Annotated in this window: 11 protein-coding genes and 1 pseudogene; 5 read left to right on the top strand and 7 right to left on the bottom strand. The window is 69.2% G+C overall.

Annotation, left to right across the window (positions count from 1 at the left end; all coding sequences use genetic code 11):
• Window positions 1-106 (top strand): annotated as a pseudogene (locus tag AAFN86_RS14215) (IS5/IS1182 family transposase); the annotation flags it as partial.
• Window positions 107-911: 805 nt separating this feature from the next.
• On the opposite strand, the gene AAFN86_RS14210 reads toward AAFN86_RS14215, so the two are convergent.
• The 5 genes from AAFN86_RS14210 to AAFN86_RS14190 form a co-directional block, all read right to left on the bottom strand.
• Window positions 912-1,268, bottom strand: coding sequence for a hypothetical protein (locus AAFN86_RS14210; RefSeq protein ID WP_347544008.1), 357 nt, complete (start codon window positions 1,266-1,268; stop codon window positions 912-914).
• Window positions 1,269-1,299: 31 nt separating this feature from the next.
• Complete coding sequence (locus AAFN86_RS14205) at window positions 1,300-2,463, bottom strand: aminotransferase (RefSeq protein ID WP_347544007.1); 1,164 nt, start codon at window positions 2,461-2,463, stop codon at window positions 1,300-1,302.
• Window positions 2,464-2,550: 87 nt separating this feature from the next.
• Entirely contained in the window at window positions 2,551-3,345 is a 795-nt protein-coding gene (locus AAFN86_RS14200) for an acetoacetate decarboxylase (protein WP_347544006.1), read from the bottom strand.
• Window positions 3,346-3,372: 27 nt separating this feature from the next.
• Entirely contained in the window at window positions 3,373-4,554 is a 1,182-nt protein-coding gene (locus AAFN86_RS14195; protein ID WP_347544005.1) for a DUF3734 domain-containing protein, read from the bottom strand.
• Window positions 4,555-4,731: 177 nt separating this feature from the next.
• Complete coding sequence (locus AAFN86_RS14190; RefSeq protein WP_347544004.1) at window positions 4,732-5,403, bottom strand: DNA-3-methyladenine glycosylase 2 family protein; 672 nt, start codon at window positions 5,401-5,403, stop codon at window positions 4,732-4,734.
• A 197-nt stretch (window positions 5,404-5,600) separates the two neighbouring features.
• Here AAFN86_RS14190 and AAFN86_RS14185 point away from each other — a divergent pair, with 197 nt between their 5' ends.
• Together AAFN86_RS14185 and AAFN86_RS14180 are read left to right on the top strand one after the other, a co-directional pair.
• On the top strand, window positions 5,601-6,317 hold the full coding sequence (locus AAFN86_RS14185; protein ID WP_347544003.1) for a response regulator: 717 nt from the start codon (window positions 5,601-5,603) through the stop codon (window positions 6,315-6,317).
• Window positions 6,310-7,716, top strand: coding sequence for an ATP-binding protein (locus tag AAFN86_RS14180; RefSeq protein WP_347544001.1), 1,407 nt, complete (start codon window positions 6,310-6,312; stop codon window positions 7,714-7,716). Before AAFN86_RS14185 ends, AAFN86_RS14180 begins: the two co-directional genes overlap by 8 nt.
• Window positions 7,717-7,770: 54 nt before the next feature.
• Here the strand turns inward: AAFN86_RS14180 and AAFN86_RS14175 are convergent, their stop codons facing one another.
• Window positions 7,771-8,754, bottom strand: coding sequence for a tripartite tricarboxylate transporter substrate binding protein (locus AAFN86_RS14175; protein WP_347544000.1), 984 nt, complete (start codon window positions 8,752-8,754; stop codon window positions 7,771-7,773).
• A 268-nt stretch (window positions 8,755-9,022) separates the two neighbouring features.
• On the opposite strand from AAFN86_RS14175, the gene AAFN86_RS14170 reads away from it, so the two are divergent.
• Window positions 9,023-9,685, top strand: a complete 663-nt coding sequence (locus AAFN86_RS14170) for a hypothetical protein (RefSeq protein ID WP_347543999.1) — start codon at window positions 9,023-9,025, stop codon at window positions 9,683-9,685.
• A 368-nt stretch (window positions 9,686-10,053) separates the two neighbouring features.
• Here the strand turns inward: AAFN86_RS14170 and AAFN86_RS14165 are convergent, their stop codons facing one another.
• Window positions 10,054-12,048, bottom strand: a complete 1,995-nt coding sequence (locus tag AAFN86_RS14165) for a M10 family metallopeptidase (protein ID WP_347543998.1) — start codon at window positions 12,046-12,048, stop codon at window positions 10,054-10,056.
• A gap of 221 nt (window positions 12,049-12,269) precedes the next feature.
• Here AAFN86_RS14165 and AAFN86_RS14160 point away from each other — a divergent pair, with 221 nt between their 5' ends.
• Window positions 12,270-13,043: a 3-ketoacyl-ACP reductase gene (locus AAFN86_RS14160; protein ID WP_347543997.1), complete on the top strand. Its 774-nt coding sequence runs from the start codon at window positions 12,270-12,272 to the stop codon at window positions 13,041-13,043.
• The last annotated feature ends 58 nt before the right edge of the window (window positions 13,044-13,101 follow it).

The raw sequence follows: 13,101 nt of genomic DNA, 5'->3' as shown, positions 1-13,101 counted from the left end.
CTCCAAGCTCAAGCAGTTCCGCCGCGTCGCCACACGCTACGAAAAGACCGCCCGCAACTTCCTCGCCGTCGTCACCATCGCCGCCACCATCCTTTGGCTCAGGTAACTGTCCACGGAACCTAGCGTATCGATGTCGTCGGGCGTGACTTCGTTGCGCGGCGCGGCGGCGAGCCAAGCCATGACCTTGGCGCGACCATCCTCGACCAGCCTGCGCGGCTGCGGCGCGCCGGGCAGTAGCGGGGGCGCGCGCATCGGCCCGCGGCCGGACCAGGTGAGAGTCGTGCCCCATTCCGCGCGGCTGCGCGCTGGACCGCTCGGGCGCGGCGGGCAATTCTCTCCTTGCCGGCGCCAGAAGTGATCCAGCCGCAACCCGCTGCCATCCGCGAGCGGCGTCGCGCTGATCGACAGCCAGGTGCCGCCCTCGCAGGGGCCGGTCAGGCGGTGGTGCAGCGTCTCCAGCGCCAGGATGCGCATGACGCCGTCATCGTCCTGGCCGATCGCGGCCTGGAGTTCCTGGTAGGTGCCGGTGCCGGTATTGCCCTCGAAGGTGACGAAGACGATGTCGCGGTCGCGCATCTGCCGCACCGCGAAGACCCGCCCATAGCCGTACCAGGAGGAGAAGCGGAATTCCGTGGCCGGCGCGGCGTCGCCGGTGAAGCAGACCAGCAGCGGCGGGCTCGGTCCGTCGACGATGCCGGCGTGCAGCGTAACGGGCGCGGCGCCGGGGCGCAGTTGCACGGATCGCGGTGTCGGCAGGCGCGGCGGCTGACGGGCCGGTTCTGCTTCATCCTCCGCATGTATCGTCGAAGCCAAGAAGACCAGCGGTATCGTGAAAAGCGTGCGCCGAAGGATCATGCCTGCTGCGTCATGCGGGCGTGACCGTACGCGCGCCGGGTCGACCATGTCGCCGCTCATCGGAGCGCTGTGATCCAGTACCTGCCGGAAGAATAGATCGGTCCATTCGGGTGTGGTCGGGCGACGTAGGGTGGTTTGGGTGGTGAAAGATGAGACTTCAGCCTCTCGCTCGACGCGAGACGCATGAACCCGTTGCGACGAAGTGCCGCCTCCGCTTCCGATTGCGAGCCCATGGACAGGGCATCGAAGACACCGCCGGTATCGCCGATGAAGTGGATGACGGCCGCACCCTGGTCGCCCGTCTCGACCAGTGCCCAGTTCTGCTGAAGCATGTCGATGATCTTGACCCAGAAATCGTCGCTCGCGATCGGGATGACGCAATCCGCATCCTCGTCGGAATCGAAGTCAGCCATCGAACTCTCCCACGGCGTGGCGGTGCGGCGCCTATGCCATCAGCCGCGACGGCACCTGCGCGATCACGCCTTCCTCCGCATTCGCGAAGGCGAGGCGCAGATGCCGCTCCTGCCCCGGTCCGAAGAACGGCCCCGGCAGGCCGAGCAGGCCGCGTTCCACCGCCAGCGTCTCGGCCATCGCCACCGCATCCGGGGCGTCCTCCGGCAGGCGCAGATAGGCGAAATACGCCCCCAGCGCATCGAGCCGCCAGCCCGGCAATTGGGAGGCCGCGCGACGGAACGCCTCGGCCCGGCCGGCCATGAGGTCGCGGTTCGCCAAGCGCCAGTCGCGCAGCGCCTCCACCCCCCAGGCCAGCGCCGTCTGCGCCGCCCGCGGGGCGCAGATCTGCATGGTGTCGAGCGCCTTCATCAGCGCGCCCCGGAACCCCGCGCCGGACGCGATCGCAGCGACACGGTGCCCCGGCACGCAATACGCCTTCGAGAAGGAATAGAGATGGATGAAGCCGTCCCGCCAATCCGGGTCGGCGAACAGCGCATGCGGCGGCGATTGCGACGGTGCCAGGAAGTCGCGATAGGTCTCGTCCAGCACCAGCCAGGCATCGTGTCGCCGCGCCAGTTCCGCAAAGCGCGCGATGACGTCCGGCGGATAGACCGCACCGGTCGGGTTATTCGGCGTGACCAGCACGATGGCCCGCACGCCCGCCATCAGCGCCTCGGCCCGGTCGGGGTCGGGGATGAAGCCGTCCTCGGCGCGGCATTCCAGCGGCACGCAGGGAATGCTGAGCGCGGTCAGCGCCATGCGATGGTTGAAATACCAGGGGGAGGGCAGCATCACCGCCTCGCCGGTCCCGGCCAACACCGTCATCGCCATGGTGAAGGCGAGGTTGCCGCCGGAGGTGATGGCGATATCCTCAGTCGCGATCGCCGCGCCGTAGAACCGCGCCATGTCCGCGGCCAGCGCCGAGCGCAGCGCCGGTTCGCCGTCGATTGGCCCGTAGCTCGCCGTCGCCCGGCTGCCGGCAGCCTCCGCCAACTTCGCCAGCAGGTCCGGATGCGGCGGATACCCCGGTACCGCCTGCGTCAGGTCCAGCACCGGCCCCGCGCCGCCGCCATACCGCGCCGCCCAGGCGCGGACGGACGGGATGGGCGGTTCCTGGGTCGCGCGGATGCGCGGGGAGAGCGGGAGCGTTGCCATGCGGGGCCGAACCTTCCAGGCCGGCGGCGCTAAGTCCAGGGGGGCAGGGTCGAGGGGCGCCGCCCCTCGAGCACCCCGGCAGGAAACTCAGTTTCCTGCACCTTCGGGCGATTTCTGCGAAATCGATGGGGCCGACAGGCCACGATACGCCAGGTAGTCATGCGCCACCGTGCCGAGGCCGAGCGTCAGGTCAGCGACCAGATGCGTCGCCGACACGATCTCCAGTACCGGCAGTTCCGCGACCGGGGCCAGCGCATGCGGCATCAGCGACAACGCCGCCGGGCCGGTCCAGGCGCCCTTCAGCGTCACATCCTGCAGGTAGTATTCGACCAGCTCGCAGATGCGCGCCGTGCCATCCACATGCGGGATGATCTTCAGCAGCCAGTTTGGCGCAGCGAGCGAGGCCAGCACAGCCGCCTCATCCGCCTTTCGGTGCTTGTAGCCCATGGTCGCGGTGGCGACGCGCACCGGGCCGTAGTCCAGCGTGCCGACCAGCGTGTCGATCTCCGCCTTCAGCGTCGGGCTGGCGAGCTTCTTAGGGAAGCCCCACAGTTCCCGCCCGCCGGCGATCGGCGGGTGGTCGTCGAGGAACATGCAATGGGTGTAGCCACCCTTCTTCCCCTTGTAGGTCACCGGGATGACCTGGCCGGTCTCGGTATAGTCGCCGAAGCCGGTCGAATCGGGCATGCGGATGAATTCGTACTTCACCAGCGGTTCCGTCACCTCGAGCGGCGCGGGCACGACCTTGCGCAGCTTCTCCATGTCGGTGCGGTAGGTGATGATCATGAACTCGCGGTTCACGAACCGGTACGGCCCGACCGGATAGGCCGGGCTGGTGAAAGGCATGGCGAAGGCGTCGCGGCGGATCTCGTCTTCGGTCATCGCGTCCTCATGGTGTGGGCGTGAACGTCAGCGGGCGTCGCTGCGGGCAAGGTCGTAGGTGGCCACGCAGATATCGGGCGGCGGGCGCTTCAGCGCGTCGGGGTCACGCAGTGTTCGCACGGCATCCAGGTGACCTGCCTCCCAATGCTCGCGCATCGACCTGCGGGAGAACTCATAGTCCTTGGAGTCACTCTCGAACTGGCGGGACCGGTAGATCAGGTGGACGACCTGGAACACCGTGGTCGCGGCGGCGGTGGTCAGCAGCTTCGCTTCCTCGGTCTCCAGGAGTTCCGGCCGCACCTTCTCCAACAGGGTGCGCAGCGCGACGCGCAGGCGCTGCAGCTTCATGAACTGGTCGGTGTTCTGACGCGTGCGGCTGGAGAACTGGATCTCCTTCATGCGCATGGCGACCTCCGTCAGGTCGCGCGGCAATTGCCCCTGCGCGCTCCAGAGATCGACCTGGAAGGCGATGGTGTCGCGCATCGGCCGGTCCTGAACCACCCATTGCAGCGGCGTGTTGGAGACGAGGCCGCCATCCCAGTACAGTTCGCCGTCGATCTCGACAGCCGGGAAGCCTGGCGGCAAAGCGCCGGACGCCATCACATGCTCAGGCCTGATGATATCGGTGCGGTTGTCGAAATAGACGAAGTTGCCGCTGCGGATGTTCACCGCGCCCAGGCTGATGCGCGTCTCGCCATGGTTGATGCGGTCGAAATCGACGTATTGCTGCAGCGTCTTGCGCAGCGCCGACGTATCGTAGTGGCTGGTCGCTTCGTTGCTGCCGGCCGGGTGCAGGTAGGGTGGCGGCATGCGCGGGGCGAAGAAGCCGGGCGCGCCCTGGAACAGGGCGGCAGCCGCGTGCGCGTCATTGACCAGGCGCCGCATGTTGGCGCCATGGGACGGCGCGTCCATCGCGTCCCAGGCGCCGCCGATCAGCCCGCCCATCGGTGCGGTGATGCCTTCCCAGAAGCCGCGTAGCGCCGCCACGCGGTCGCCGGGCGCATTGCCGGCGATGATCGCGGCGTTGATCGCGCCGATCGAGATGCCGGCGACCCAGTTCGGTTCGATCTCGGCTTCGCATAGCGCCTGGAAGACCCCGCCCTGATAGGCGCCCAGCGCCCCGCCCCCCTGCAATACGAGGGCGATGTTGTCATAGGGCGGGCGGCCGATGCCGCGATGGGTGCGTCGGAGCATGATGCGCAGCAGCATAGCGCAGCATTCTTTCTGCGACATGACGAGTTGTTGCGTTTCTCAATCGGGCGGGCGGCGGCCATCCGGCCGCAATGCCTTCGCGCCATGCGCCGGTGCGCCCGGGGCGGCGGATGACCCGGGCGCGGTCCTGCTTTGCCCTCGCGGATCGGGGCGCCCCGCGATCCGCGGATGGGGTCAGCCGGATTCGCCCGCCGGGCGGCCGGTCGCATGGCGCCAGTGGTGCCACAGCAGCCGCGCCGCCAGCGACCGCCAGGGTGACCAGGCCTGCGCCATCGCCACCAGCGCCTTCTGCGACGGCCGTTCCGGCAGCGCCTTCAGATGTGCCAGCCCGGCGGCGAGCGCCACGTCGCCGATCGGGAACACATCCGGGCGTTCGAATCCGAACAGCAGGTGCACCCGCGCGGTCCAGGGGCCGATGCCGGGAACGGCCGAGATGGCGGCGACCGCCTCCTCATCCGGCGCGCCGCGCAGTGCGACGAGGTCGAGGCGGCCCTCGGCGATCGCCGAGGCCAGGGCGCGCACATGCGCGACCTTGGGCCGCGACAGTCCCGCGCCGCGCAGCGTCGCCTCGTCGATCGCCAGCAGGCCGACGGGATCGAGCGCGCCGGGCAGCGCCGACACCCGCCCCCAGATGGCCGCGGCCGCCTGGTTGCTGATCATTTGGCCGCAGATGGTGCGCAGCAGGCCGGGGAAGCCAGGGTGGCGGCTGCGCCAGGGCATCGGACCGGCGGCCGCCTCTATGCCTGCGAAATCGGGGTCGAGCCCCGCCAATTCGGCAATCCCCGCCCGCGCCCAGTCGGGCAGCGGGGGGGAGGCGGCGGGGGCCGTAGTAAGTCGGGGGATCACCCCCGCCGCCCCGGAGGCGCGCCCCGGGGGAAGGCTGGGTGCGCTGCTCCTGACAGGATGAGATGGGTCGGTCATGGCCGGCACGAAGCCCGCAAAGCGTCCCGATTGCAACGCAGGGCAACGGAAGGCCTGCCCGTTACGCATCGAAACGCGATGACCCCATGAAGACGGCCGGGGAAGCGCTATTGTAACAGGCCATGGAACCTGTCCCGCACATCCTCGTGGTCGATGACGACCGCGAGATCCGAGAGCTTCTCTCCCGCTTCCTCGAGAAGCAGGGCATGCGGGTGACCGCCGCGCGGGATGCGCGGGACGCGCGGCGCGTATGGCCGCTCGGCCGCTACCACCTGGTGGTGCTCGACCTGATGATGCCGGGCGAACCGGGTCTCGACTTCGCCCGCTGGCTGCGCAGCCAATCCGATGTCCCGGTGGTGATCCTGACCGCGATGGGGGAGGAGACGGACCGCATCGTCGGCCTCGAACTCGGCGCCGACGACTATGTGGCCAAGCCGTTCAATCCCCGCGAACTGCTGGCCCGCATCCGCGCCGTGCTGCGCCGTTCCAGCGCGGATGGCCCGGCCAAGGAACCGCCCGCCAAGGTCATCCGCTTCGCCGGCTGGACGCTGGAACCGGGACGGCGGCGCCTGCTCAACCCCGATGGCGCCGAGGTCTCCCTGACCGGGGGCGAATACGAATTGCTGCTGGTGCTCGTCGAACGGGCCAACCGCGTGCTAACGCGCGACATGCTGATGGACCTGCTGCGCGGCCGCCAGGCCGGGCCCTTCGACCGGGCGATCGACGTCGCCGTGTCCCGCCTGCGCCGCAAGCTCGAGGATGACGGACGCAACCCCAACCTGATCAAGACGGTGCGCGGCGGCGGCTATGTGCTCGCGGCGACAGTCGAACGTGGCTGACCTGGCCCCACCTGGCACCGGCACCCGGCCAGAATCGCCCCCTGCACCTGCCGCGGCTGAACACCGGCGGCGGTTCCGCCTGCCGGCGACGCTGGGCGGGCGCACGGCCTTCTGGCTGATCCTTGCGCTGGTGCTGGTGCAGGCGGCCGGGCTGACCATCCATGCGCTGGACCGCGTGGACCTGCAGCGCTTCGTCCATGCGCGGGAAATCGCCGGGCGCGCCTTCGGCGCCTGGCGCACAGCCATCCTCGCCCCGGCTGACCGGCGGGAACAGATGCTGGCCGATCTCGACCTGCCGGAGGGCCTGAGCGTCGACCTCGACGCCCAGCCGCTGGTGCGCCCCGGCGCGCCACCGCCCCCGCCGGACATGGTGCGGCTGTTCCGCCTCGACCTGCTGAGTTCCGGCCCGCCGCGGCTGCGCCCGCGGGAGGTGCGGATCGGCCCTGGCCGGCCTGGCGGCTTCTCGGCCTCGCTGCGCCTGCCCGATGGCGAATGGCTCAACATCCGGGTGCAGATGCCGCCGCCGCAGCCCTGGCATTCGCCGACCTTCCTGATTGCCTTCGTGCTGATGACGGTGGCGGCGGTGCTGCTGATCCTGGCCGCCGTCGCCCGGTTGATGCGCCCGGTGCGGCTGCTGGCGGCCGCGGCCGACCGGCTGGGCCGCGACGTCAACGCCCCGCCGCTTGAGGAGAAGGGGCCGTCCGAGGTCGCCACCGCGGCCCGTGCCTTCAACCAGATGGCCGAGCGCATCCGCCGTTTCGTTGCCGACCGCACCCAGATGCTGGCCGCGATCGGCCACGACCTGCGCACGCCGATCACCCGCCTGCGGCTGCGGGCCGAGTTCATGGATGATGATGAACAGCGGCGGAAGATGCTCTCCGATCTCGATGAGATGGAGCAGATGATCGCCGCGACCCTCGCCTTCGCGCGCGACGACGCGGCGGCCGAGCCCGCGTCGCCGCTCGACCTTGCCGCGCTGTGCCGCACGGTGGCCGATGAGGCGACCGATGCGCGGCCCGAATTGTGCGACGAGATTACCTATGACGGGCCCGAGCGCCTGACCGTAAGGGCCCGGCCGGTCGCGATGAAGCGTGCGGTGGCGAACCTTGTCAGCAACGCGCTGGCCTATGGCGGGGCGGCGCATATCCGGCTTTCCCGTGCCGAGAGCGGCATGGTGCGCCTGGCGGTGGAGGATGAAGGGCCCGGCATCGCCGTGGCGGACCTCGAGACCGTCTTCGCGCCCTTCCGGCGCCTGGAGACGAGCCGCAACCGGGAGACCGGCGGCACCGGCCTGGGGCTGACCATCGCGCGCAATATCCTGCGTGCCCATGGCGGGGACGTGGTGTTGCAGAATCGCCCGGAAGGTGGGCTGAGCGCGGTGGCGAGCCTGCCGGGGTAGGGGGTGTCCGGGGGGCGACGCCCCCCCCTCGGTTCCGCAGCCCCCGCCGTGCCATCACCCTTCCGGCTGCACCCCTGATACCCGCACCAACTCCCGCCAGGTATCGCGCTGGCCGCGCATCAGCGTCTCGAACTCCTGCGGGGAGGAGGGGAAGGGGATCGTGCCATTCGCTTCCAGCCGCCGCACCATCGCCGGGTCGCGCAGGCCGGTGTTGATCGCCTCGTTCATGCGGCGGACGACAGGATCGGGAATGCCCTTCGGCCCCATCACCGCGGAGAAGGATGGCAGGTCGTATTCCGGAACGCCCTGTTCCTGCACCGTCGGCATTTCGGGATATAGCGGCCAGCGCGTCGCGCTGGTGATGCCGAGAGCGCGCACCTGGCCCGCCCGCACGGATCCGATGATGCCGGCGAAGCTGTCGAACACCACCTGGATATTGCCGGCGATCAGGTCTGCCAGCGCCGGCGCCGCGCCGCGATAGGGCACATGCGTCAGCTCCGTGCCCGTGCGATGCATGAACAGCACGCCGAGCATATGGTTCGACCCGCCGGCCCCGGCCGAGCCGTAGTTCAGCTTGCCGGGATTGGCCTTCGCATAGGCGACCAGTTCCTGGATGTTGCGCGCGGGAACGCCGGGATGGACGCAGACGAGCGAGGTGCCGGTCGAGAAGGTCGCGATGCAGCTGAAGTCGTCCACGCCGTCATACCCGGCATTGCGGAACAGCAGTGGCGCGCCGAGGTGCGAGGACGGGCTCGCCATCATCACGGTGTAGCCGTCAGGGGCCGATTGGGCGACGTGCAGCGTGCCGACCGTGCCACCCGCGCCGGAGCGATTGTCCACCACCACCGGGACGCCAAGGGCGGCTTGCAGCGCCTCCGCCTGCAGCCGCCCCGAAATGTCGGAGGCGCCACCGGGCGGGTAGGGGACCACCATCCGGATATTCCGCGCCGGCCACGTGCCCTGCGACAGGGCGGGGCGCGCCAGGGTGGCGCTGCCCAGTGCCGCGGCAATGGCGGGCAGGTGACGACGAAGCATCATGCAGATCTCCACGGCGATATTCTGTTCCGACGCCCGCAGGATGACGCCGGTGCCAGGAAGAGCAAGTTCCATACCGCGGGGTGCCGGCATGCTTTGGCCGGATGCGCGGCTGCACCCCATCCGGCGGGCTGTCGTCGCCGAACAGGCTGTGCCTGCCGGCGTCGGGTAGGACGTGGCGATGGGCGATCGGGCAGCAAGGTTGCGGCGATCTGCGCAGGCGCAGTCCGATGCGAACGGATGTAGCCTGCGCGACCCGGAGCGGAGGTTGATGATGAAGCAACCAAATCCCTTGGCGGCGGCGTCCGTCCTGGCCCTGTTGGTCGCGACGGCCGGCCCTGGCTTCGCGCAGGGCGGCGCGGGCAAGCCGCCCACCAACCCGGGCAACAATGCCCAGGCGGTGGGGGCGGAGGCATTGGCGCTGTTCGAGCGCGTGTGCATCGCCGCCCTGGCCCGGCGCCAGCCGGCCGAGTCTGTGGCGAATGCCGAACTTGGCGGATCGCCGCGGGTGCCGGCGGAACGGCTGCGGGTGAACGGGCCGGTGCGGGAGACCGCGGGCTGGCGGGTGCAGGGCCAGCGCGGCCGCCATACCGTGATGATGTTGGAACCGGGCGAGCAATGCGCCGTCTATACCGAAGGCGTGGACCCGGATGCCTTCCTCGACGGCGCCCAGGCGCTGATGCAGCGGGCGGATGCCCTTCCGGGCTGGATGCGGCAGGGCCAGCCGTCGCGGTCCGCCTCGCCGCGGCCCTTCGGGATGCTGACCTATGTGCGGGCGCGCTACACCAGCGTCCTGCCGCCGGTGGGCAAGCCGCCGCCATCGGGGCCGGTGCCGCTGCCGGTGGCGAACCTTATCGCCTCGGCCGCCAACCGCACCGATGGGCGGCCGAACACGGCGGTCATCACCACCGATATCGAGGTGACGCCGCGTTAGAGCCGGATCCGTTCGCGTTCGCTCGCGCCTCCTGCTCCATGCCTGTGTTCGATCGTGTGATTCACGCCTCCGATGATTTCACCTGCGGCGATCACGCTCTGAAGCAGATCCCGATCAGGTGATACCAACGGCACGAGTCATTGATTCGTGCCGAGGCCGCGAATGCGGCCCGCCGGTAGTCCGGCGAAAGCCAAGCAAACCGGAGATTTGCGCCCGGCGTCTGAGGGCAGCCGCAAGCCGATACCAACGGTCGAAGAATTCGGCCGTTGGTATGGGATCATCGGATCGGGTGACGATGCTTGTCCAGGCGACGGATTGGGGCGGATTGCGTGAACCTCGGCCGGCGCAATCCGCTCCCACACGGTGGATCAGGCGTAGACGATGTCGGCCGCCGTCAGCGTGGGCGCACCAAGCAGCGTGGCCAGCAGCACCGGCGCAATGCCGCCCGTGCCATCGGCATCATAGCGCAGCGCGCCGGTCGTGGTGTCGTACAGGAACGCGACTTCCGCCGAGGGCGCCACCGGGTTGGCCATGGCGATGAAGTTCACGCCCGGCGTCAGACCTGCATCCGCTCCATGGCGGAAGGCGTTGGTCCCGACGGAGATGACATCCCCGAGTGCCCGGTTGAAGTCGCGGATGACGTCGCCGCCCTCGGCCGGGATCACGAAGCGGAAGATATCCGCGCCCGGCCCGCCATGCAGCGTGTCCGCGCCCCCCTGGCCGATCAGCGTGTCGTTGCCGGCCCCGCCGAACAGGCTGTCGCCACCTGTGCCGCCGAGCACGGAATCATCGCCGGCATCGCCATACAGCGCATCGTTGCCGTCCAGGCCGAACAGGGTGTCGGCGCCATCGCCGCCGAGTGCGGTGTCGTTGCCGGCGTCGCCCTGCAGCCGGTCGTCATCGCCCTGGCCCCACAGCCGGTCGTCGCCAGCCCCGCCGAACAGCGAATCCCGCCCGGTATCGCCGATCAGCGTGTCCCGCCCGCCGCTGCCAAGAATGCGGTCCGCATCGGCGAGGCCATACAGCGCGTCATCGCCTTCGCCGCCATTGATCGTATCGGCGAAGGCGGTACCGATCACCGTGTTGGCGAGCGCGTTGCCCAGCAGCGAGACTGGCGCGGCGGCGGCGGCGCGCAGCACCTCGACCTCGGCCTCCAGCACATGGATGCGCTTCCAGGTCACCAGGGTATCGGTGCCGCCATCGGCGACTTCCAGCACGATGTCGGCGGTGCCATAGACGACATAGCGGTCGTTGCCGGCCCCGCCGATCATCAAGTCGTTGCCGGTCCCGCCATCAAGCGTGTCCGCCCCGCCACCGCCATCGAGCGTATCGTCGCCTGCACCGCCCAGAAGCATGTTGCCGGCATCGTTGCCGATAGCACTGTCGTTGCCGCGACCAAGCCGCGCATTCTCGATCACCGTGCCAAAGGCGATGCCGACATTGTCGTGCCAGGCATAGGTGCCCGGCGCATTGATCACCGAGGCGATGGTGTCGCGATAGGTCTCGCCGAAGCGCGCCACCTCGGCTTCGATGCGCGCGGCGGCATCGAAGATGTTGACGGAGGAGAAGGCGCCTTCCCGCAGGTCGATCTCCGAGCGCCTGGTCTGGTTGGCGAGGTCGAAGGTGTCGATGCCGCCGGCATCGTAGATGACCTGGATGGAGGCGTCGGCGGCATCGAAACGGTAGGTCGTCGCCCCGACGCGCGTGTCCGGGTCCGCTCCGTAGATCTGCTGGATGGCGAGGATGTCGAACAGGCCCGGCGTGGTCAGCACCGGGTATTTCAACGACCAGGACAGGCCGCCACCGCCGCTGGTGGAAAAAGCGACCACCAGCTCCTCCGGCGGTGTGTAGGACATGATCGAATAGCGGTAGTTGTCGAGCGCAGCGTCCAGGATCGGCGGATCCTCGAAGGGATGCTTGAGGCCGATGGCGTGGCCAATCTCATGTAGCAGGCCCTGCCAGTCATAGGTGCCGGGCGCGAAGCTGGTCGAATCGAGCACGTCGCGGGCGATCCAGATGTCGCCGTCCATGCCGTGGTCGCCGGGCAGGTAGGCGAAGCCCCAATCCGGCGTGCCGGTTGCGGCGATGCGGATCTGGCCGTTCCTGCTGCCGATGTCGCTGGTCTCGGTGAAGGTGATCGCCACCAGCGCGTCCCACACCGCCATGGCCTCGCGGAAGCGCGGCGCCTCGTTCGGCGCGAGGGTCCTGTAGTCCACCGAGTAGGGCTCGCCCGTCCCGCCATAGGCCGACCAGGTGCTGAAGGTGCTCGGGATGCTGTAGGTCACCGTCGTGCCGCTCCAGGCATAGCCGGAGATCAGCGTTGCGGCGGCGGCGCCGGTGGTGATGGCGGGTGGGGCGGTCATGGCGAGAAAGTCTGCGCCGGGCGGCCGGTGGGATTCAACCCGCGCCACGTCACGGCGCCGCAGTGGCATCACGTCGTGTGACGTGGATGCAGGCGGCGCGGGGCTGGTTCGACCCCGTGCGGTGGCGCGCATGACGCACGATTGCCGCGGCGGCCACCACACGCATAGGCTGCCCCATGCGGGTCACGGGTTGTGGTCAGGGCAGGAGGAAACGCATCAGAATGTCTCGTCGTCCAGTCGCGCTGGTCACCGGCGCACGTCGCGGCATGGGCCGCGCCATCAGTGTTCACCTCGCCCGCCGCGGTTACGACATCCTTTGCGCAGATCACAGCGAGGAAGGTGCCGAGGAGACTCAGCACCTGGTGGAACAGGAGGGCGGCCATTTCGCGCTGCGTGCCTGCGACCTGTCGGACGTCGATCAGATCGGCCCCATGGTGGATTGGGCCTGGCAGGCGGGCGGCGGGATCGAGGTGCTGGTGAACAACGCCGGCATCATGGCCTTCAACCGCGGCGATCCGCTCGATGTCACACCGGAATCATGGAACGCGGTGCTGGCGGTGAACAGTCGTGCACCGTTCTTCGTCAGCCAGGCAGTGCTGCGCCGCATGCTGGCGGAAGGCGCGCCGGGGCGTGGCAATCGCGCGTTGGTCTTTATCTCCTCGGTGAATGCCGAGATGGCGAGCCTCGGCCGCATCGAATACTGCGCGTCAAAGGCGGCGACGGCGATGCTGGCGAAGGTCTTCGCGCTGCGCCTCGCGGAGGCAGGAATTCCGGTCTTCGACATTCGCCCGGGCGTGATCCGCACGGACATCAATGCGTCGGTGCGGGATGCCTATACGCGGCAGATCGAATCCGGGGCGATCTCACCCATCCGCCGCTGGGGCGAGACGGAGGATGTCGGCAAGGCCGTGGCGGGGCTGGTGTCCGGCGACATCCCGTTCTCGACGGGTGGCGCGTTCTACGTGGATGGCGGGCTGCATATTCCGCGGTTCTGAGGGTGCCGGCGCGGCGGCGTCAGAACGTGATGCGTTCAACTTCGTTCACGCATCACGC

The organism is Roseomonas sp. CAU 1739, from assembly GCF_039839775.1.
Classification (GTDB): domain Bacteria; phylum Pseudomonadota; class Alphaproteobacteria; order Acetobacterales; family Acetobacteraceae; genus Neoroseomonas.
This window is presented reverse-complemented; position numbering and strand designations above follow the sequence as displayed.

Excerpts from the sequence above, each read along its gene's own strand:
- AAFN86_RS14210 (WP_347544008.1), bottom strand. The coding sequence starts at position 1,268 with ATGGCTGACTTCGATTCCGACGAGGATGCGGATTGCGTCATCCCGATC.
- AAFN86_RS14205 (WP_347544007.1), bottom strand. The coding sequence starts at position 2,463 with ATGGCAACGCTCCCGCTCTCCCCGCGCATCCGCGCGACCCAGGAACCG.
- AAFN86_RS14200 (WP_347544006.1), bottom strand. The coding sequence starts at position 3,345 with ATGACCGAAGACGAGATCCGCCGCGACGCCTTCGCCATGCCTTTCACC.
- AAFN86_RS14195 (WP_347544005.1), bottom strand. The coding sequence starts at position 4,554 with ATGCTGCTGCGCATCATGCTCCGACGCACCCATCGCGGCATCGGCCGC.
- AAFN86_RS14185 (WP_347544003.1), top strand. The coding sequence starts at position 5,601 with ATGGAACCTGTCCCGCACATCCTCGTGGTCGATGACGACCGCGAGATC.
- AAFN86_RS14175 (WP_347544000.1), bottom strand. The coding sequence starts at position 8,754 with ATGATGCTTCGTCGTCACCTGCCCGCCATTGCCGCGGCACTGGGCAGC.
- AAFN86_RS14170 (WP_347543999.1), top strand. The coding sequence starts at position 9,023 with ATGATGAAGCAACCAAATCCCTTGGCGGCGGCGTCCGTCCTGGCCCTG.
- AAFN86_RS14165 (WP_347543998.1), bottom strand. The coding sequence starts at position 12,048 with ATGACCGCCCCACCCGCCATCACCACCGGCGCCGCCGCCGCAACGCTG.
- AAFN86_RS14160 (WP_347543997.1), top strand. The coding sequence starts at position 12,270 with ATGTCTCGTCGTCCAGTCGCGCTGGTCACCGGCGCACGTCGCGGCATG.